18 protein-coding genes and 1 pseudogene are annotated in these 17894 nt (G+C 69.1%); 7 read left to right on the top strand and 12 right to left on the bottom strand.

Translation table 11 applies throughout. The features are described 5' to 3' along the window. Window position 1: 1 nt before the first annotated feature. On the top strand, window positions 2-409 hold the full coding sequence (locus AQ610_RS29490; RefSeq protein ID WP_006027926.1) for a cupin domain-containing protein: 408 nt from the start codon (window positions 2-4) through the stop codon (window positions 407-409). Between the two features lie 37 nt (window positions 410-446). Then, window positions 447-1049, top strand: coding sequence for a LysE family translocator (locus tag AQ610_RS29485; RefSeq protein ID WP_006027925.1), 603 nt, complete (start codon window positions 447-449; stop codon window positions 1047-1049). Between the two features lie 73 nt (window positions 1050-1122). On the opposite strand, the pseudogene AQ610_RS37780 reads toward AQ610_RS29485, so the two are convergent. From AQ610_RS37780 to AQ610_RS29470, 4 genes and pseudogenes are all read right to left on the bottom strand, one after another. After that, window positions 1123-1296: pseudogene (locus AQ610_RS37780) on the bottom strand (autoinducer binding domain-containing protein); the annotation flags it as partial. A 39-nt stretch (window positions 1297-1335) separates the two neighbouring features. Beyond that, complete coding sequence (locus AQ610_RS29480) at window positions 1336-2190, bottom strand: AraC family transcriptional regulator (RefSeq protein WP_006027924.1); 855 nt, start codon at window positions 2188-2190, stop codon at window positions 1336-1338. Between the two features lie 343 nt (window positions 2191-2533). Beyond that, window positions 2534-2989, bottom strand: a complete 456-nt coding sequence (locus AQ610_RS29475; protein WP_006027923.1) for a YbaK/EbsC family protein — start codon at window positions 2987-2989, stop codon at window positions 2534-2536. 311 nt (window positions 2990-3300) lie between these two features. Then, window positions 3301-4014 carry a class I SAM-dependent methyltransferase gene (locus AQ610_RS29470; protein ID WP_006027922.1) on the bottom strand — a complete coding sequence of 238 codons (714 nt, stop codon included), beginning with the start codon at window positions 4012-4014 and terminating at the stop codon, window positions 3301-3303. A 274-nt stretch (window positions 4015-4288) separates the two neighbouring features. Here AQ610_RS29470 and AQ610_RS29465 point away from each other — a divergent pair, with 274 nt between their 5' ends. Beyond that, window positions 4289-5938 carry a DUF3459 domain-containing protein gene (locus AQ610_RS29465; protein ID WP_006027921.1) on the top strand — a complete coding sequence of 550 codons (1650 nt, stop codon included), beginning with the start codon at window positions 4289-4291 and terminating at the stop codon, window positions 5936-5938. 154 nt (window positions 5939-6092) lie between these two features. Here the strand turns inward: AQ610_RS29465 and AQ610_RS29460 are convergent, their stop codons facing one another. The 5 genes from AQ610_RS29460 to AQ610_RS29440 form a co-directional block, all read right to left on the bottom strand. Next, window positions 6093-6698 carry a thiamine phosphate synthase gene (locus tag AQ610_RS29460; RefSeq protein WP_006027920.1) on the bottom strand — a complete coding sequence of 202 codons (606 nt, stop codon included), beginning with the start codon at window positions 6696-6698 and terminating at the stop codon, window positions 6093-6095. Window positions 6699-6735: 37 nt separating this feature from the next. Further along, window positions 6736-8076 carry a hemolysin family protein gene (locus AQ610_RS29455; RefSeq protein WP_006027919.1) on the bottom strand — a complete coding sequence of 447 codons (1341 nt, stop codon included), beginning with the start codon at window positions 8074-8076 and terminating at the stop codon, window positions 6736-6738. A 107-nt stretch (window positions 8077-8183) separates the two neighbouring features. Continuing rightward, window positions 8184-8966 (bottom strand): sensor histidine kinase, encoded by a 783-nt coding sequence (locus AQ610_RS29450; protein WP_006027918.1) that lies wholly within the window; start codon window positions 8964-8966, stop codon window positions 8184-8186. A gap of 81 nt (window positions 8967-9047) precedes the next feature. Continuing rightward, window positions 9048-9971, bottom strand: coding sequence for a DMT family transporter (locus tag AQ610_RS29445; protein WP_015603218.1), 924 nt, complete (start codon window positions 9969-9971; stop codon window positions 9048-9050). Window positions 9972-10035: 64 nt separating this feature from the next. Continuing rightward, window positions 10036-10911 (bottom strand): LysR family transcriptional regulator, encoded by an 876-nt coding sequence (locus AQ610_RS29440; protein WP_006027916.1) that lies wholly within the window; start codon window positions 10909-10911, stop codon window positions 10036-10038. Between the two features lie 97 nt (window positions 10912-11008). Between AQ610_RS29440 and AQ610_RS29435 the strand changes: the two genes are divergently transcribed. The 3 genes from AQ610_RS29435 (at window position 11009) to AQ610_RS29425 (ending at window position 14154) form a co-directional block, all read left to right on the top strand. Continuing rightward, complete coding sequence (locus AQ610_RS29435) at window positions 11009-11392, top strand: tautomerase family protein (RefSeq protein ID WP_006027915.1); 384 nt, start codon at window positions 11009-11011, stop codon at window positions 11390-11392. A gap of 214 nt (window positions 11393-11606) precedes the next feature. Further along, on the top strand, window positions 11607-13271 hold the full coding sequence (locus AQ610_RS29430; protein ID WP_009915710.1) for a CHAD domain-containing protein: 1665 nt from the start codon (window positions 11607-11609) through the stop codon (window positions 13269-13271). Window positions 13272-13305: 34 nt separating this feature from the next. After that, complete coding sequence (locus AQ610_RS29425) at window positions 13306-14154, top strand: TOBE domain-containing protein (protein ID WP_006027913.1); 849 nt, start codon at window positions 13306-13308, stop codon at window positions 14152-14154. 112 nt (window positions 14155-14266) lie between these two features. Here AQ610_RS29425 and AQ610_RS29420 read toward each other — a convergent pair whose 3' ends face one another. Genes AQ610_RS29420 through modA form a run of 3 tightly spaced genes read right to left on the bottom strand, consistent with a single transcriptional unit; the run spans window position 14267 to window position 16466 of the window. After that, complete coding sequence (locus AQ610_RS29420; RefSeq protein ID WP_006027912.1) at window positions 14267-14968, bottom strand: ATP-binding cassette domain-containing protein; 702 nt, start codon at window positions 14966-14968, stop codon at window positions 14267-14269. Window position 14969: 1 nt separating this feature from the next. Beyond that, a complete protein-coding gene (modB, locus tag AQ610_RS29415; protein WP_006027911.1) occupies window positions 14970-15644 on the bottom strand; it encodes a molybdate ABC transporter permease subunit in 675 nt (224 codons plus the stop codon). 12 nt (window positions 15645-15656) lie between these two features. Continuing rightward, complete coding sequence (modA, locus tag AQ610_RS29410; protein ID WP_006027910.1) at window positions 15657-16466, bottom strand: molybdate ABC transporter substrate-binding protein; 810 nt, start codon at window positions 16464-16466, stop codon at window positions 15657-15659. Between the two features lie 184 nt (window positions 16467-16650). Between modA and AQ610_RS29405 the strand changes: the two genes are divergently transcribed. Continuing rightward, the gene (locus AQ610_RS29405; RefSeq protein WP_006029871.1) at window positions 16651-17766 is read left to right on the top strand and encodes an ISAs1 family transposase; all 1116 of its coding nucleotides are present in this window, start codon (window positions 16651-16653) and stop codon (window positions 17764-17766) included. The last annotated feature ends 128 nt before the right edge of the window (window positions 17767-17894 follow it).

Here is a 17894-nt window from a genome sequence, read left to right as displayed (position 1 = left end):
TTTGAATGAACGAGGTTTCGGCGCATGGAATCGGGTCGAGCGCGAGACGCTGACCGAGCGGATCGAGCGGCAAGTCGTCTCGGGCGAGGCGCTGACGATGGCGAAGCTGTACCTGAAGAAAGGCGCGTTCGTCGGGACGCATTCGCATCCGAACGAGCAGTTCACCTACATCCTCGAGGGGCGCCTGCTGTTCCGTTATGGCGAGCATCTCGAGCACGAGGCCGAGGTCGGGCCCGGCGAGATCCTGCATCTTCCGGCGAACGTGCCGCACAACGCGCTGTGTCTCGAAGACGCAGTCGATCTCGACGTGTTCACGCCGGTGCGGGCGGACTGGCTCGCGCCCGGCGGAAATCGCTATTTCGCCGGCACGTCGGCCGCGGCTTCGCCCGCGCCTTCGGCGAGCCGATGACGACGCTCAACCGAAGCCGACGAACCGAGGAGGCGCCGTGCTCATTCAGGATGCATTGCTCAAGATGTCGTTCTACGTGTCGCTCGTGCTGATCGTGCCGGGGCCGACGAACACGCTGCTGCTGTCGTCGGGCCTGAAGGTCGGCCTGCGCGGCACCTGGCACCTCGTGATCGCAGAGGCCCTGGGCTATGTCGTCGCGATCTCGCTATGGGGATTCTTCCTGCTCTCCGTGGCGGCGAGCCGGCCCTGGCTCTTCAGCACGATCAAGCTGTTGAGCGCCGCGTACATCCTGTGGCTCGCGGTCAAGATGTGGACGAAGAGCCGCGCGCTGCACGAACTGTCCGCGGGGCCGATCAGTTTCGGCGATTTGTTCGTCGCAACGCTGATGAACCCGAAGGCGCTGCTGTTCGCGAGCACGATGTTCCCGCTCGAGGCGTTTCGCTCGCTCAGCTACTTTGGATGGGCGGTCGTCGTGTTCCTGATCGTGCTCGCGCCGATCGGCGTCGGCTGGTCGAGCCTCGGCGGGCTGCTGACGTCGCAGCGTTCGTTGGCTGCGCATACGTCGACGTTCATGCGTTGCGCGTCGCTCGTGCTCGCGACATTTTCGGGGTCGCTCGCGTACTCGGTGTTGGGGCACTGAATCCCTCGCGGGCCGAATGCCCGCGAGCGGCCACCGACGATGGAGCGCACGGGCGGGCGCTGCGCCGCGCAGATTCGGAGCGGTAGCCTGGCGCCAGAAAACCGGACGGCTTCGCCTTGTTCGCGCTCGTCCTGATGTGGCCGCTGTTCGTCCGCTTGTCGATCGACGTGAACAATTGATGGACAGCATGCTCCTCCAGCTTCAGCGCCTCGGCGGCGCGGCGCGCATTGCCGCCCCGGCCCGAAAGTGACGGGGCGTGCGGACGGCTGCGGTCGGCCGGATGTTTTCAGCGGCCTGTCCGCTGCCGCGAACGCCGGGCGTGCACCGCGGCAATCCATGAGCCCGGCGTGATGCCGTAAGTGCTCTTGAAGTGTCGCGACATGTGGCTCTGGTCGGAAAAGCCGGCATCGGCGGACGCGGTCGACAGCGATTCGCCTTCCATCAACTGCCGACGCACGAGATTGAGCTGCCGTTGCGTGCGAAAGCGGCTCGGGCTCGTGCCGAACAGCTTGCGGAACTGGCGAGCGATCGTCCAGCGGTCGAGTCCCGAGACGTGTTCGAGCGTGTCCATCGAGATCGGCTCGTGCGGACGGGACGCGATGATATCGCGTATGCGCGTCAATTCGGTCACGGCGAGCGCACCGGTCTTGTGTGCGTCGCTTGTCGCGGCGGCGGCCGTCAGCAGGTTCGCGACGGCGACTGCGATCTCGATGCGGGACAGGGTGTCGATTTCTTCGTCCAGCTTCCAGATGCCGGCCGCGAGCCCTTCGGCGACGGCAGGCGTCTCGACGACCGGCGAGCGGACGAACGGAAGCATGCGGCCGCCGAGGGCTTCCTGGACGAGCGCGGGGTCCACATAGACGATCCGGTAGCCGAAGCCTTCGTCGGTTCCCGCGCAGCCGTCGTGCAGTTCGTCCGGATGCAGGATATGACACTGACCCGGCAGGCAGTGGTGGGTTGCGCCGAGATAGCGGAAGGTTTGCACGCCCGAGAGCGTGATGCCGATCGCGTATGTGTCGTGACGATGGAGCGAGAACGCGTGATCGAGGAAGTGGACCTCCACGCGCTCGATGCCCGCGGCGCCGAATCCGATCCGAATATGGTTCCCGCAGGGAACGGTGTCGCATTCACGATCGTTCAAGACAGCCTCCGTGATGCTTCCATAAGCTACCTGTTCAAAACAGAAAATGGCGCATTGGAGCTTCGATGGTAAACCAAGCCGAGCTTGTTCCGGATGCGTTGCGCTTTCTTCCGGCTCGGCTCGGCTCGTTGCGGTGGCCGTGGCGATGCGCGCGTTTCATCAGGTGCGTCGGGTGCTCAAAGAGGCCTGGGGTCTCGTTGTCGGCGCGATCGCCGTATTGCTTCTCGCATCGACGAGAGTGGCGGCATTCGTGATATCGATGCCGAATGGAGCGAGGATGGGCAACGGGAGCATTGGCGCCGCGTCGAGCGGCCTATCAATGGCGGTGGGCCCGTCGCGCGGGCTATTTACAGACGTCGACCCACTCGGCCTCGACCAGTTCGGCCAGCCGGACCGGATCGATGCGCAGCGCGGCGTGCGTCGAGCCGGCGGCCGGCACGACGAAGTCGTACGATTTCAACATCACGTCGCAATAAACGGGCAGCGGAGTCGAGAGACCGAACGGACACACTCCGCCCACCGGATGGCCGGTGACGGCGACCGTTTCCTCCGCGGAGAGCATTTTTGCCTTGCCGCCCAGCGCGGCCTTGACTTTCTGGTTGTCGAGACGGGAATCGCCGCAGGATACGAGCAGCAAATGGGTGTCGCCGACCTTCATCGCGAGCGTCTTGGCGATCTGCGCCGGCTTGATGTCCCAGGCCGCCGACAGCGTCATCGTGGAGCTGCTTTCGTCCAAGGGAACGACGTCGATGTCCGGCGCCTTTTCCGCCAGAAACTGGCGAACCGATTCAACACTCACGTTCTTGGCCCTCCATTCGGCCGGCTTGCCTGTCTTCGCATGGTCGGCGAGCGCAAAGGCAACTCGACGACCGTCACTACCGCGTCGTTGATGAACCCGCGGAGCAGACAGGCTAGCGCATGCGGCGCGCGATGTATTGAACGATTGTGCAGCGAGCGGCCGTGGCGGTCATTCGCGGAGCGGATCGAGACGGGCAAGCGGCGGAAACGTTGGGCGGGCGCAACGCGCCCCGCCCTCGGGCCGAGCGTTCATGCATCGGGCGCGCGAAAACGAAGCCGACGCCGCATCTCGGGCCGCCGGCATGCCCGCGCTCACGCGTCGCGCGTCGCGATCCACGCGCCCCAGAACAGGCTCGCAAAAAAACGCACCGGCTCGCGGAACCCGGCGGCGTCGAGCAGCGCATGCACGGCGTCCTCGGACGCGGGCGGATCGGCGCCGCGCAGGATCGTCGCAAGCTTCTGCGCGACTTCGTCGGGCGGCGCCCCATGCATCCGCCAGCGCTGTGCCCACGCGCCCAGCAGGCGCGGATGCTCGGCGTAGCGACGATGGTTGCACGCAACGACGAGCGGCGCGCCGGGCTTCAGGCGTCGCGCGATCGAGCCGAGCAGCGCGGCCTTCGCGTCGTCGCCGGGCAGGTGGTGCAGCACGCCGATCAGCGTCGCGCCGTCGAAGCGGGCGTGGGCGGGCAGGTCGTCCACGTAGCCGTGATGCAGGTGCACGCGCGCGTCGAGAGCGGCCGCCGCGACGTTCGCGCGGGCGAGGTCGAGCATCGGCTGTGACGGATCGATCGCGGTGAAGCGCCAGCCGGGCTCGAGGCCCGCGAGCGCGACGATTTCGCGCGCGGTGCCGCCCGCGCCCGCGACGAGGATCTGCGCGGCGCCCGCTTCCGAGGCGACCGACGATGCGAGCATGCATGCGGCGAGATCGTGGCACGCGTCATAGCCCGCGAGCGCAATGCGGCTTTGCTCCGCGTATTCGGCGGCGCGCGACGGGTCGAATTTGGCTGCGCCGGATGGCGTGGACATGGCGGTCGGACTCCTGAAGAATCGCGCGCCGGGATCGCGCGCGAAACCGCAGCGTAGGCGTCGGCGCGGCGCGCAACAAGACGAGTGGCGATCATGGTATCGCCGCTACCGGCTATTTTCAGGGTCGCTTCACGTTTAAAACCCCGCGCCGATACTCGCATCGCGGCATGAATCGGCGCATACTGATTGCCCCCTCTTCGTCGGGCCACGCGTGTCATGCATGCGCGCCGCAAGCGGCGCATCGTCATGCCTCTGAACGCCGGAGGAGCGCATCATGTCCGAATGTCCTCACGATCCGTATGCGCATCACTATTCGCATTGCCTGCCGTTCGGCGCCCAACCCTGCGGCGCCGCCGGCGCGACGACGCGCACCCACTTTCACTTCCGCGTCTGGGCGCCCGCGCATGCGAGCGCGGTGCTCGTGCTCGACATCGCGGGCGGCCCCCTCGAACTGCCGATGGCGCCCGCGGGAGACGGCTGGTTCGAGGCGTTCGCCGATTGCGGCGCGCACGCGCGCTACCGGTATCGGCTCGACGATGCGCTGACGATTCCCGATCCCGCGTCGCGCTCGCAGCCGGAAGGTGTCGACGGGCCGAGCGAAGTGGTCGATCCGCGCGCGTTCATGTGGCGCCATACGTTCTGGCGCGGCCGGCCGTGGGAGGAGATCGCGCTCTACGCGATCCAGCCCGGCGCGGCGGGCGGCTACGACGGCATCCGCGAGCGCTTGCCGCAACTGGCGCAGCTCGGCGTCACCGCGCTCGAATTGCTCGCGGCGCCGCAGGCGCGCGACGACAGCCTGCCGTTCGCGCCGATTGCCGCATACGGCGGCACGGACGCGCTGAAGCGCCTGATCGACGAAGCGCACGGCTTCGGCCTCGCGGTGCTGCTCGATCTCGACTACGCGCGCTTCGGCTGCGGCACCGACGAGATGCGGCGCTACGCGCAACCGTTCTTCCACACCCGCGACGATCCGCTGCAGGCGCCGCCGCTCGCGCTCGATCATCCGCAGGTCTGCGATTTCTTCTGCGACAACGCGTTGTACTGGCTCGAAGAATATCGATGCGACGGATTGCGGATTCGCGAGGCGGACCGCATCGACAGCGTATGGCTGTGCGAGATTGCCGACCGCGTGCACGCGGCGCTGCCGACCGACCGGATCGTGCACCTCGTGCTCGGCAGCGAGCGGCACCCGTCGCACCTTGCCGATACGCATTTCGACGCGCAATGGAACGGCTGCGGCGAGCGCGCACTGTACCGGCTGACGGGGCGCCGCGATCGCGCGCAAGGCGACGGCGTGTCGACGCATCAGTCGATTCACGCGCTCGCGCGCGCGTTGACCGCGGACGGCGCGGTGTTCCAGCGCGCGCATCCGATCGGCGACGGCGGGATGGCCGACGTCGGCTTGCCGCTGACGTCGCTCGTGCTGTCCGACGGCGTCTTGCGCGACGCGCGCGAGGCGGACCTCGCGGCGCTCGCGCTGTCGCTGCTGACGCCGCAGATTCCGCTGATCTTCGATGAAGCCGCGGGCGACGCGTCGCGGCGCCATTTCCTGCAATCGGCGCTCGCGGTGCGCGCGAAGCTGATTGCGCCGCGTCTCGTCGACGTGCGGCCGCGCAGCGCCGAGATGCTGCGCACGATCGACGGCGTCGAAGCCGATGCGCTCGTCGCCGCGTGGCGGCTCGGCGACGGCGAGACGCTCAGCATCGCGCTGAACCTGTCGCCGCAAGCGCTGCCGTTCCGTGGCGCGCCGGACGGGACGGTCGTGTTCGAGACGCCGGCGCGCGCGCGGGATCGCGTCGACGCGGGCGAGTTGCCGCCGTATGCGCTCGTCGCGTGGCTGACGGGCGACGTCAATCAATACGCGCTGACGCACGACGTGCGTCGTTATGCGGATGTCGCGCCGCGCTCGTTGGGCGGCGTTTGAGCGGGGGAAGTCATTCGGCGGGCGTCGCGCCGACGGGCGGCGTCCGTTCCGCTTCGCTTTGTTCGATCGGGATGCCTGACGAAATGCCGGGCGAGGGCCGTTTGACGAAGACGGCGGAAAACGGCGTGACGCGACGACGGGCGCGTTGCGCCCATCATCGCATCGTTTCCTGCCAGAATCCGCGAATGCTCGCGATGCCGTGCGCGTGATGCGCGCGCGCCGTCGCCAGATGCGCGCGCGTCATGCCGCCCAGCGCGTAGACGGGCACGCGCGTTTGCGCCGCGCATTCGGCGAAGCGCGCCCAGCCGAGCGTCGGCGCGCCCGGATGCGTGAGGGTCGGCAGGACGGGCGACAGCGTCGCGAGATCCGCGCCGATGCGTTGCGCATGCAGCAGCTCGTCGAGAGAGTGGCACGCGGCCGACAGCAGGCAGTCCGAAGCAAGCGGGCGCACGGCCGCGGCGCGCAATGCCGCGCTGCCGAAGTGCACGCCGCTCGCGCCGAGCGCGAGCGCGGTCTCCGCGCCGATCGGTCCGTTGACGATCATGCGCGCGCTTCGCGCGCGGCAACGCGCGATCGCTTCGGCGGCGAGCGCCGCGTAGGCGGGCGCGTCGAGCGTTTTCACGCGGAGCTGGACGAGCGTGAGCCCCGTCGCGAGCGTGGCCGACAGCCGGTCGAGAAACGCCGCGAGATCCGCGTCGGAGCCCGAGTCCGGCTCCGGCGTGATCAGGTAGTACGGCGGCAGGGCGAGCGGGCCGGTCATGTCGTCATCCTGATCGATCGCCGTCCGGTACGCACGCTCACTCGTCCGCCTCCTTGAACGCCTTCGGATACACGCGCACGAGCACGATCCGCGGCCCGATCATCTTCTTCACGACGACGTCGAAGCGCTCGAACGACACGCGCTGGCCTTCCGTCGGCAGATCGTTGAGCGCCTGAATGACGAGGCCGCCGACCGATTCCGCGCGGCCTTCGTCGATGTCGATCCCGAGCGCCTGCTCGAGCGACACGACAGGCAGGCTGCCCTTGCCGATCAGCGTGCCGTCGTCGAGGCGGCTCCAGTCCGAATCGCCCTGCCGGAATTCGTCGTGGATCTGGCCGACGAGCGCGCCGAGCAGGTTGTCGAGCGTCAGGAAGCCGATCGGCTTCTCGCCCTTCTTGCCGACGAGCGCGAAGTGCGGCGCGCCCTTGCGGAAGCGCCGGAACAGATCGAGCGCTGGCGTGTCCGGCTTCACGTACTGCACCGGGCGCACGTAGTCGGACAGGTCGGCGAGCGCCGCGCCCGCGTGCCGCGCGAGCAGCAGATCCTTCAGATGGATGAGGCCGTTCACGGTTTCGCGCGTCTTGTCGTCGAAGAGGGGGTAGCGGCTGAAGCGGTGGCGCGCGACGACTTCCATGTTGTCCGCGAGCGGCACGTCGCGGCGCAGGCCGACCATCTCGTGCGCGGGCCGCATCAGGTCCGATACGGTCATCGACGAAAAATCGAGCGAATGCGCGAGCGTGTTCCATTCGTCGCTGCTGTATGCGTTCTTCGGCGTTTTCGCGGCGTCGGCCGCGTTGCGGCGGCTGCGCAGGATCAGCTTCAGTTCGTCGGTCGAGTAGTGCGCGTCGCCGCCATGATCGGCGGACAGCCCCGCGAGCCGCAGCACCGCGTTCGCGCTCGTGTTGAGCACCCAGATCGCCGGATACATCGTCCAGTAGAACGCATAGAGCGGGAGTGCGACCCACAGGCCCGTCTTCTCGGCCTGGCGGATCGCCATCGACTTCGGCGCGAGCTCGCCGACGACGATGTGCAGGAACGAGATCACCGAGAACGCGAACACGAGCGAAATCAGATGCACGAGCTTTTCCGACTCGACGCCCGCGAACGCGAGGACGGGCGACAGCAGCGCGGCGAACGCCGGCTCGCCGATCCAGCCGAGGCCGAGCGACGCGAGCGTGATGCCGAGCTGGCAGGCGGACAGATACGCATCGAGCCGCGAATGGACGATCCGCAGGATACGTCCGCGCAGGCCGTGCTGGCGGGCGAGGGTCTTGACGCGCGTCGCGCGCAGTTTGACGAGACCGAATTCGGCGGCGACGAAAAAGCCGTTGAGGGCCACGAGGAGCAACGCGCCGACGAGCGCGAAGATCTGTATCAACGAAGGGACTCCGGAAATGAACGAAGCGACAGTATAAGGTTGGAAAGGAAGGCGTAATGTTTTGCGGCGGTTTTGCGGCGGTTTTGCGGCGCGATGCGCGCGGCCGATTACGCGCGCGCGGCGGGAATCGTCAGCGCGAGCGTTGCGCGCGCGCCGTCCGCGAGTGGGTTCGGGTCTTGCGCGAACGCGCCGCCGTGCGCGCGCGCGACGCGCTGCGCGAGCGCGAACACCGACGCAGGACGTTCGCCGTGGCGCTCGGCGAGCGCGTCGCGCCGCGCGAACGTTTCGAACGCGTGTGGCAGCGCCGCGTCGGTCAGCGCCGACGGCTGCGCGCGGAACGTCACGGTCAGGCGCGTCGCGTTCGCCGATTCGACGCAGTCCAGCGCGACGTCGCCGCCCGGCGCGCTCGCCTCGATCGCGAACGTCAGCATCGACCACAGTGCTTGCGCGACGCGCTCGCGGTCGCAATCGAGCGACGCGGGCCGCGCGTGCGACGCGACCGTCACCGCGGTGCCGCGCGCGTCGCCGAGCGCGATGCGTGCGAGCGCCGCGCATTCGTCGGCGAGCGCGTCGAGCGGGACGTCGGCGCGCGCGATCGGCAGCGTGCGCGTCTCGGCGCGCGGTGCGTCGACGACCGCCTCCAGCAACTTCGTCTGCTGCTCAATGCCGGTCCGGACCCCGTCGAGCGCGCGCGCGAGGCTCTCGTCGCTCGCCGCGAGCCGGCGCTCGAGCACGTAGGCCCAGCTATGCATCGCGTTGAGCGGGCTGCGCAGATCGTGCGACGCGATCGACAGCGCGTGGTCGCGGACGAACAGCGCCACCTCGGCTGCATAGCGCGCGGCGCGTTCGCGCAGCAGCGCGGCGGCCGGATCGGCGGCGGACGGAATCACAGTGTTTCCCTTGTGTGAAATCGTGATGACGGTCGAATCGACATTATAGGGACCGGACAGGCGCGTGGCCTCCGGCGCGCGTCAGGCGGGAAGCGCGTCGTTGTCGTCCGCGCGCCTCGCGTGGCCCGGCAGCAACTGGCAGACGAGGAGCCCGGCGAGCATCAGCGCGCAGCCCGCGAGCGCGCGCAGCGACAGCGTCTCGCCGAGCGCGGCCCAGCCGGCGATCGCGGCGAACACGCCTTCCATGCTGAAGATCACGGCCGCGTGCGCGGGGGCGGCGTCGCGTTGCGCGACGACCTGCAGCGTGTAGCCGACGCCGACCGACAGCAGCCCGCCGTACAGCAGCGTCGGCAGCGCGCGCACGAGCGTCGCGCGGTCGAGGGGCTCGGTCGCGAGCCCGAGCGCGAGACACAGCGCGCCGCAGACGACGAACTGCATGAACGACAGCGCGAGCGGGTCGTGCCGGCGCACGAGGTGCCCGACCGCGATCACGTGGACCGCGATCACGATCGCGCCCGCGAGCTGGAACCAGTCGCCGTACAGCATCGAGAAGTGCTCGTCGACGCTGAGGAAATACAGGCCGATCGCCGCGAGCAGCGCGCCGAGCCACGTGCCGGCGCCCGTGCGATGCCGGAAGAACACGCCGATGATCGGCACGAGCACCACGTAGAGCGAGCTGATGAAGCCCGCGTTCGCGATCTTCGTGTACTGCAGCCCGATCTGCTGCAGCGAGATCGACACCGCGAGCAGCCCGCCCAGCGCGAGCCCCGGCAGCAGCAGCGTCCGGTCGCGCGCGACGGCCGCGCAATGCGCGCGCGCTGCGCCGTTCAGGCGCAGCAGCGGCACGAGCACCGCCGCGCCGAGCAGGAAGCGCAGCCCGGTGAACAGGAATGGGCCGATCACGGCGAGGCTCAGCCGCTGCGCGACGAACGCCGATCCCCAGATCGCGGCGGCGGTGAGCATCAGCAAATTGGCGCGGAGGTGCTTGCGGGCGTCGTGTTTCATGCGGCGGAAGAGCGGGCGAAAGCCGTGCGAAAGGCGGCAAATCGGCAAACGAAAACCTGACAGTCTACTCGCGTCCGGCCGATTGCGCCGGCCCGGCCAGGCTGTCGGCGAAGCGCCGCAGCGTGTCGACCGAGCGCGCGTCGCGCACCCGCGAATACAGCGCGACTTGCGAGTCGGGCAGCGCCGGCAGGCCGAGGCGCGCACCGACGTCGACGAGCGAGCGCGGCGCGACACGGCGCGCCAGCGGACACACCGCAAGACCCGCGGCGGCGGCGGCCGCGACGGCCGCGATGCCGCCGCCCGTGAAGCGCTCGCGCCACCGCACGCCGGCGCGCTCGAGCGCGCGCAGCGCGGCCGCGCGCACGCCGCACGGGCCCGCCAGCACCGCGAGCGGCAGCGGCTCGTCCGCGCGCGGCGCCCAGCCGGGTGCGGCAAGCCACGCGAGCGGCTCGGTGAAGAGCGGCGTCGCGTCGTCGCGCGGCGGGTCCTCGCCCGGCTCGTGGCGCACGAACGCCGCGTCGAGCCGGCGCTCGTCGTATTGCGCGAGCAACCCGGCTGACATCCCGACGTGCATCTCGAGCGCGAGCCCCGGATCGTGCCGGTTCAGGCCGGCGAGGACGGCGGGCAGATCCGGCACCGCGACGTGTTCGCTGACGCCGATCACGAGCCTGCGCTGCCCGGCCGACAGCGCGGCGAGCGCGCGCTCGTGCGCGTCGAGCAGGTCGCGCGCGGCGGGCAGGAACGCGGCGCCGACGGCGGCGAGCGTCACGCGCCGCGGCGTGCGTTCGAGGAGCGGCTTGCCGAGCTGTGCTTCGAGCCGCTTGAGCTTCAGGCTGACGGCCGATTGGGTGGTGCCGAGCGCGTCGGCGGCGCGCGTGAAGCTCGCGAGGTCGGCGACGAGAACGAACGCGCGAACGGCGTCGAGATCGAGCGGTTTCATTTCAAATGAAAATGGATGAAATATTCATTGATGTCTGTTTATTATAGATGACGAGGCCTAAGCTGCATGCGTATCCCAACCGTCAAGGAGAAACACGATGCCGTTCACCCGTATCGCATTGCGCGAAGGCAAGTCCGCCGAATACCGCCGGGCGCTGTCGGAGGGCGTTCATCGCGCGTTGCAACGCGCGTTCGACGTGCCCGTCGACGATATTTTCATGACCGTGACCGAGCACAGCGCCGATAATTTCTTTTATGGTCGCGACTATCTCGGGATCGCGCGCAGCGACGATCTGGTGATGATCCAGATCACCGCGAACAACACGCGCACGCTCGAGCAGAAGCGCGAGCTGTACCGGCTGATCGCCGACCATCTCGCCGAACGCCCGGGCGTGCGCCGCGAGGACGTGTTCATCAGCCTCGTCGAGGTGCTGAAGGAGGATTGGTCGTTCGGCAACGGCATCGCGCAGTATGTGAGCTGAAACTCGGCGCGCTCGGGCCGGTCGGACGGCTGAAGGCCGACGAGCTGACATGACAAGTTGAAACGCGGTGCGCCGGCGCGCAGGCGATTCGCTCGTCCGCACGCGGCGTTCCGCCTCATTGGCTGTAAAAAGGGCCGTGTACTATGGAGAACGTCGGAGTCCGTCGACGCGCGCGAGACGCGCAGCGGGCGGCCTGACCTACGCCGGAGCTTCCATGGCGCGCGTTCTGGAAATCGTATTGGACTTTCCGCTGCAGGGCTGGCAAGCCGGGCGCGGGTCGCGGGCGCGCACGGCGCGCGATCTCGGCGCGGAGCTTGCGCGGGCATGGCGGATCTGTCCGCCGGTGAAAATGCGCCGCGGGCACGAGCGCGTGACGATCGAGCCGTGCCGGTTCGTCGAGGCGCAGCCCGACGACGGCGGTCGCTGGCAGACCTGGATCGAGGCGACCGCGCAGGCGCGGCGCGTGATTGCGGTGCGCTCCCATCCGTTCGTGCCGGGCGTGACGGTGCGCGAGCGTTTCGACGACTACCGCGGCGACGTGCGGGTCGCGACGCCGGTCGCGGAGCATCATGCGTCGAGGGCGGCCCCATCGGCGTCGGATTCGCGCGATGCCGATGCCGATGCCGCCGAGCACGGCGCCGCGCCCCCCGAACTTCGATCCGCCGACCAGCCCGCGCATGGCTTCGTCGCCGAGCGCCGACACGGGCGCTGGCTCGACGCGGACGGCATCGAGGTCGAGCTGACGCTCGACGACATCGCGTTTGCGCCGGCCGCCGCGTTGTCCGAGACCACCCGTGCCGTCCCTTCGCGCATCTGCGAATTGCGTCTCGCCGTTGCCGATCCTGACGATCCCGCCGCGCGCGCCGCCGCGCTGCGCGCGCTCTTCAATGCGGCCCGCGAGCTGAGCGGCGCGTGGCCGGCGTCGCTGTCGCCGACGAGCGTTCTCGACCGCGCGTGCACGGGCGACGCGCCGGACGCGATCGGCGCGCCGGCGAAGGCGCAGTCGGTCGACTTGTCGAACGTGCGCACGCAGCGCGCGGCGTTCTTCGCGCTCGGCTGCGGCGTGACCGGGCAGTGGCTCGGCAACGAGGCCGGCGTGCGCGACAAGGCGGACCCGGAATACGTCCATCAGATGCGCGTCGCGCTGCGCCGGCTGCGCACGCTCGCGCGACTCTTCCCGCGCTATGCCGATGCAGCGTGGAAGGACGCGTTCTCCGGCGATATCGGCTGGCTCGGCGGGATGCTCGGCGCGGTGCGCGACTGGGACGTGTGCGTGACGTCGACACTGCCCGCTCTCGCCGCCGCCGACGGCGACGAGGCCGCGTGGGCGGGCACGCTCGATGCCGCCTGCGCGCAGGGCGACGCGGCGCGCGCCGAGTTGCGGCAGGCGCTCGGCACCGCGCGCTACACGCGGCTCGTGCTCGCGTGGCTCGAATGGCTGAGCCTGTTTCCGCTCGGGGAGGCCGATCCGGCGCACGGCAAGGCGCTGTCGCTCAAGCGGTACGCGGCGAAGCGCGTGAGCCGGCTGTTCGGCCATCTGTACGGCGCGGGGCGCCTGACGGCGCTCGACGCGGCCGCGCGTCACCGCGTGCGGATCGACGCGAAGCGGCTGCGCTACGCGCTGGAGTTCTTCTCGTCGCTCGCGTCGCGCCGCACGCGCGAGGGCACGGTGCGGCTGCTCGCGCGCGTGCAGAACGCGCTCGGCGAAGCGAACGACGCGGCCGTCGCGCTGCGCTGCCTCGAGCGGCTGTCCGCGCCGCCGTACCAGCTCGGCTCCGCGCGCGGCTACGGCGCAGCGGCGCAGCGCTATGCCGCGGAGGCGGCCGAGCAGATGCTGCGCGGGATGCGCGCGCCGAAGATCGGCGGCAGGAAGGCGTGACTATAATGGCCTCCCGTCTTGCTTCGCCGCGCCGATGACCGCCGATTCGTCCTCTTCCCGTCCCGATGCGCGCGCCGCGCGCGAGCCGCTCGCGCTGCGCGGCGAGCTGTGGTTGCGCGCGGGCGGGCAGACGCTCGGCGGCGCGGCCCGTATCGCGCTGCTCGCCGCGATCGGCGAGACCGGCTCGATCACGCGCGCGGCGAAGGCGGTCGGCCTCAGCTACAAAGGCGCGTGGGACGCGATCGACACGATGAACAACCTCGCGGGCGAGCCGCTCGTGCTGCGCTCGACGGGCGGCAAGGGCGGCGGCGGCACGACGCTCACGCCGCGCGCGACCGCGCTGATCGCGGCGTTTCGCGCGATCGAGCGCGAGCATCGGCGCTTCATCGACGCGGCGAGCGCGGCGGTCGAAGGCTTCGAGGTCAATTGGGAACTTATCGGGAGAATCGGCATGAAGACGAGCGCACGCAACCAGTTGTTCGGCAAGGTCCTGGCGGTCAAGCACGGCGCGGTGAACGACGAAGTGGTGCTCGCGCTGCCGGGCGAACACACGATCACGGCCGTGGTGACGCACGAGAGCACGCAGGAGTTGGGGCTCGCGCCGGGCGTCGAGGCCTGCGCGCTCGTGAAGGCGTCGTGGGTCGTGCTCGCGGTCGAAAACGGCTCGCCGCTCAGGCTGTCGGCGCGCAATCAATTGCACGGCGTCGTCGAGACGGTCACGCGCGGCGCCGTGAACAGCGAGGTGCTGCTTTCGCTCGACGGCGGCATGACGCTCGCGGCGATCGTCACGAACGACAGCGTCGACGCGCTCGGGCTTGCGAAGGGCGCGAGCGCGGTGGCGACATTCAAGGCGTCGAGCGTGATCCTCGCGGTCAACGGATGACGTCGCGGCCGCGCCGGCCGGGCGGCGAACGGCGGCACGCCCGCAGAGCCGGCTCATCGCTGCCGGCCTTCCGAATCCGCGGGCCGATTCGGGGCGACGATCGACGCCGCCGTCACCGCATGCTCGTCACCCATTCGGCGACCGGCGTATCGGGCAGCACGCGCCCCTCCTGGAGCCGCACGACCTGATCGCCGAACGCGGCGACGTCGTCCGGATCGTGCGTGATCAGCACCATCGGAATGTCGAGCCGCATCTGCAAGTCGGTCAGCTCGCGGCGCATCCGCTGGCGCATCGCGACGTCGAGCGCCGAGAACGGCTCGTCGAGCAGCAGGATTCGCGGCTGCGCGATCAGCGCGCGCGCGAGCGCGACGCGCTGCTTCTGCCCGCCCGACAACTGCGCAGGATAGTGTCCCGCCAGCGCTTCGAGCTCGAACGCGCGCAGCCAGTACGCGGCGGCGTCCGGCAGTTCCTTCGCGCGCGGATTGCGCCAGCCGCGCTTCAGCCCGAATGCGAGGTTCTGCCGGACATTCAGATGCGGAAACAGCGCGTAGTCCTGGAACAGGTACGCGACGCGGCGCGCCTGCGTCGGCACGTCGATACCGCGCGTATCGTCGAACAGCGTGTCGCTGCCGATCGAGATCGTGCCCCGATCGGGCGCGAGCAGGCCGGCGATCGCCTGCAGCGTGAGGCTCTTGCCCGCGCCGGACGGCCCGAACAGCACGATGCGCTGCGCGTTCGACACGAACGACACGTCGAGCGTGAAGCGCCGCTCCGGTGTGACGAGCGTCTTGCGGATGTCGACGACGAGGCTCATCTCATCTCGCTCCGACGAGCGCGCGCTGCGGCACGAGCCGCCCCGCGACGAGCAGAATCAGCACGCAGGTCGCGGACGTGACGAGCACGAGGAAGTTCGCGGTCGTGTCGTCGCCCGCCTGCACGGCCGCGTAGACCGCGACCGACAGCGTCTGCGTGCGTCCGGGCAGATTGCCCGCGATCATCAGCGTCGCGCCGAATTCGCCGAGCGCACGCGCGAACGCGAGCAGCGCGCCCGCGAGAATGCCGCGCGCGGCGAGCGGCAGCGTCACGCGAAAGAAAATTCCGGCTTCGCTGATGCCGAGCGTGCGGGCCGCGCGCTCGAGCTGCGGGTCGACCGCCTCGAACGCGGCGCGCGCGGATTTCAGGATCAGCGGAAACGCGACGACCATCGACGCGATCACCGCGCCTTGCCACGTAAACACGAGCTGGATGCCGAGCCGGTCGAGCCACGCGCCGAGCACGCCGCGGCGGCCGAGCAGCACGAGCAGGTAGTAGCCGAGCACTGTCGGAGGCAGCACGAGCGGCAGCGTCAGCAGCGAATCGATCACGTCGCGCGCGCCGGAGCGCCAGCGCGCGAGCGCATAGCCCGTCGCGACGCCGAGCACGAGATCGAGCGCCGTCGCCCAGCCGGCAACCTTCAGCGACAGCAGCAGCGGAACCCAGGCGTCGTGCATCGCGCATTCCGGTCAGTTCGAGGCGCTCGCGCCGTTCGCGGCCGGCTTGAAGCCGTACTTCGCGAGCACCGCCTGGCCCGCGGGCGACAGCACGAACGCGACGAAGCCCTGCGCGGCGGCCGCGTGCCGGCTGTCCTTGACGACGGCGATCGGATAGGTGATCGACGTTTGCGTCGGGACGGTCAGCGCGACTTTCACGCGCTCGGGCATCACGGCCGCGTCGGTGCCGAACACGAAGCCCGCGTCGACTTCGCCGCGCGCGACGTAGTCGAGGCTCTGGCGCACGTTCGCGGCGAGCACGCCCTTGGCGCTGACGTCGTTCCACACGCCGGCCGCCTTCAGCGCGCCCTCGGTGTAGCGGCCGACGGGCACCGACGCAGGATCGCCGAACGCGACGCGCTTCACGGCGGGCGCGGCCAGATCGCGCAGCGAGCCGAACGTCGCGCGGCTGTCGGCGGGCACGATCAGCACGAGCGAGTTCGCGGCGAAGTCGCGGCGCGTGCCGTCGGCGATCACGCGCTCGGCGGTCGCGCGATCCATCGCCTTCTGGTCGGCCGACGCGAACACGTCGGCCGGCGCGCCCTTCGCGATCTGCTGCATCAGGACGTCGGACGCGCCGAAGTTGAACAGGATCTTCGTACCCGGATGCTGCTTCTCGTAGGCATCGCCGACTGCCTTGAACGCATTGGTGAGGCTCGCCGCGGCCGACACGACGAGCTCGTCGGCGGCATGCGCGGCCGGCGCGGCGAAGCCGGCGGCGAGCGCGAACAGCGTGGCGACAAGCAGGAACAGGCGGCGGGCAGAACAGGCGGGAGCGGACATGGCGGGAAACGATGAGGTGGACGGAAACCGTAATCGTAATATACGCGAGGTGATAGCGGATCGGATTGCCGGACTGTGCCAGGGCTTCCGCATGAAGGCCCCCATGAATCAAGGCTGAGAGCGGAAAAGGTTGTTGTAAACATTTGGCGTCTCAGGTTTACTCTCGATTTTTGCCGGACGAGAGATGCCAACGATCATGGACGCGTTTGCCGAACTGCGAGACCCGCGCTGCCGCGCCTGCCGTTATCCGTTGCAGGAAATCCTGTTTGCCGCCCTGTGCGCGGTTTTATGCGGCGTCGAGGACTGGGAAACGATGACACTGTGGGGCCGCACGCAGCTTGCTTGGCTGCGTAGCCATCTGGCGTATGAGAACGGCGTGCCGTCGCCCGATACGTTCCGGCGGGTATTCGGCGCGCTCAGTGCGAAAGCGTTTGAGCGCTGCTTCATCGACTGGGTCGGGCAACTGTGTCCGGCGCTGGCTGGCCAGCATGTGGCGATTGACGGCAAGGCGGTGCGCGGCAACCGTAGCGGCACGCATGCGGCGCTGCATTTGGTGTCGGCATGGTGCTCGAACAACGGCTTGAGCCTCGGGCAAGTGAGCACGGCCGATAAGAGCAATGAGATCACGGCGATCCCGGAATTGCTGGCCGCGCTCGATTTGCAGGGCGCGACGATAACGATCGACGCGATCGGCACGCAGCACGAGATCGCACGCACGATCGTGGAGGCCGGGGCCGACTACGTTCTGGCGGTCAAGGACAATCAGCCGCGACTGGCCGAAGGCGTGCGCCAGTGGTTTGCGGCTGCCCAGGACGGCAAGCTCGAAAGCTCGTACTGGGAGCACACCGAACATGACAAAGGCCACGGGCGGCTGGAGACCCGGGTTTGCCGGGTCAGCGATGATGTGGCGTGGCTGAGCGGGACAGGACAGCACTGGGCGGGTCTCCAGCGGCTGGTGATGCTTGAGCGCACACGCCAGATTGGCGAGAAAGTGACGACCGAGCGCTGTTACTACATCAGCTCGAAAGCGGTGAAAGCAACTGAGATGGCTCCGATCATCCGTGCTCATTGGGGCATCGAAAACCAACTGCACTGGGTCCTCGATGTCTCGTGGGGCGAGGATGCCAGCCTGATCCGCGACACCCTGGCCGCCCGCAACATGGCCAGTCTGCGCAAGATCACACTCAATCTCGCCCGGCTGGCTCAGAGTCGGCAGCCCAAGAAGGTGAGCCTGAAGAACATCCGTAACCTCGCCGCATGGGATACCGCTATGCGTGACTCCATCCTCGGCCTTGCCTGACATGCCTCTTCATGCGGAAGCCCTGCGGACTGTGCTGCTGCATGACGCCGCAGCGAGGCGGGGGGCGGGGGATTCGGCGTGGGGATTGGCGGAGCGGCTGATCGGAGGATCAGCGAGGCAGAAAGGCC

It is taken from the genome of Burkholderia humptydooensis, assembly GCF_001513745.1.
Classification (GTDB): domain Bacteria; phylum Pseudomonadota; class Gammaproteobacteria; order Burkholderiales; family Burkholderiaceae; genus Burkholderia; species Burkholderia humptydooensis.
This window is presented reverse-complemented; position numbering and strand designations above follow the sequence as displayed.

Excerpts from the sequence above, each read along its gene's own strand:
- AQ610_RS29470 (WP_006027922.1), bottom strand. The coding sequence starts at position 4,014 with ATGTCCACGCCATCCGGCGCAGCCAAATTCGACCCGTCGCGCGCCGCC.
- AQ610_RS29465 (WP_006027921.1), top strand. The coding sequence starts at position 4,289 with ATGTCCGAATGTCCTCACGATCCGTATGCGCATCACTATTCGCATTGC.
- AQ610_RS29460 (WP_006027920.1), bottom strand. The coding sequence starts at position 6,698 with ATGACCGGCCCGCTCGCCCTGCCGCCGTACTACCTGATCACGCCGGAG.
- AQ610_RS29445 (WP_015603218.1), bottom strand. The coding sequence starts at position 9,971 with ATGAAACACGACGCCCGCAAGCACCTCCGCGCCAATTTGCTGATGCTC.
- AQ610_RS29440 (WP_006027916.1), bottom strand. The coding sequence starts at position 10,911 with ATGAAACCGCTCGATCTCGACGCCGTTCGCGCGTTCGTTCTCGTCGCC.
- AQ610_RS29435 (WP_006027915.1), top strand. The coding sequence starts at position 11,009 with ATGCCGTTCACCCGTATCGCATTGCGCGAAGGCAAGTCCGCCGAATAC.
- AQ610_RS29430 (WP_009915710.1), top strand. The coding sequence starts at position 11,607 with ATGGCGCGCGTTCTGGAAATCGTATTGGACTTTCCGCTGCAGGGCTGG.
- AQ610_RS29425 (WP_006027913.1), top strand. The coding sequence starts at position 13,306 with ATGACCGCCGATTCGTCCTCTTCCCGTCCCGATGCGCGCGCCGCGCGC.
- AQ610_RS29420 (WP_006027912.1), bottom strand. The coding sequence starts at position 14,968 with ATGAGCCTCGTCGTCGACATCCGCAAGACGCTCGTCACACCGGAGCGG.
- modB (WP_006027911.1), bottom strand. The coding sequence starts at position 15,644 with ATGCACGACGCCTGGGTTCCGCTGCTGCTGTCGCTGAAGGTTGCCGGC.
- modA (WP_006027910.1), bottom strand. The coding sequence starts at position 16,466 with ATGTCCGCTCCCGCCTGTTCTGCCCGCCGCCTGTTCCTGCTTGTCGCC.
- AQ610_RS29405 (WP_006029871.1), top strand. The coding sequence starts at position 16,651 with ATGCCAACGATCATGGACGCGTTTGCCGAACTGCGAGACCCGCGCTGC.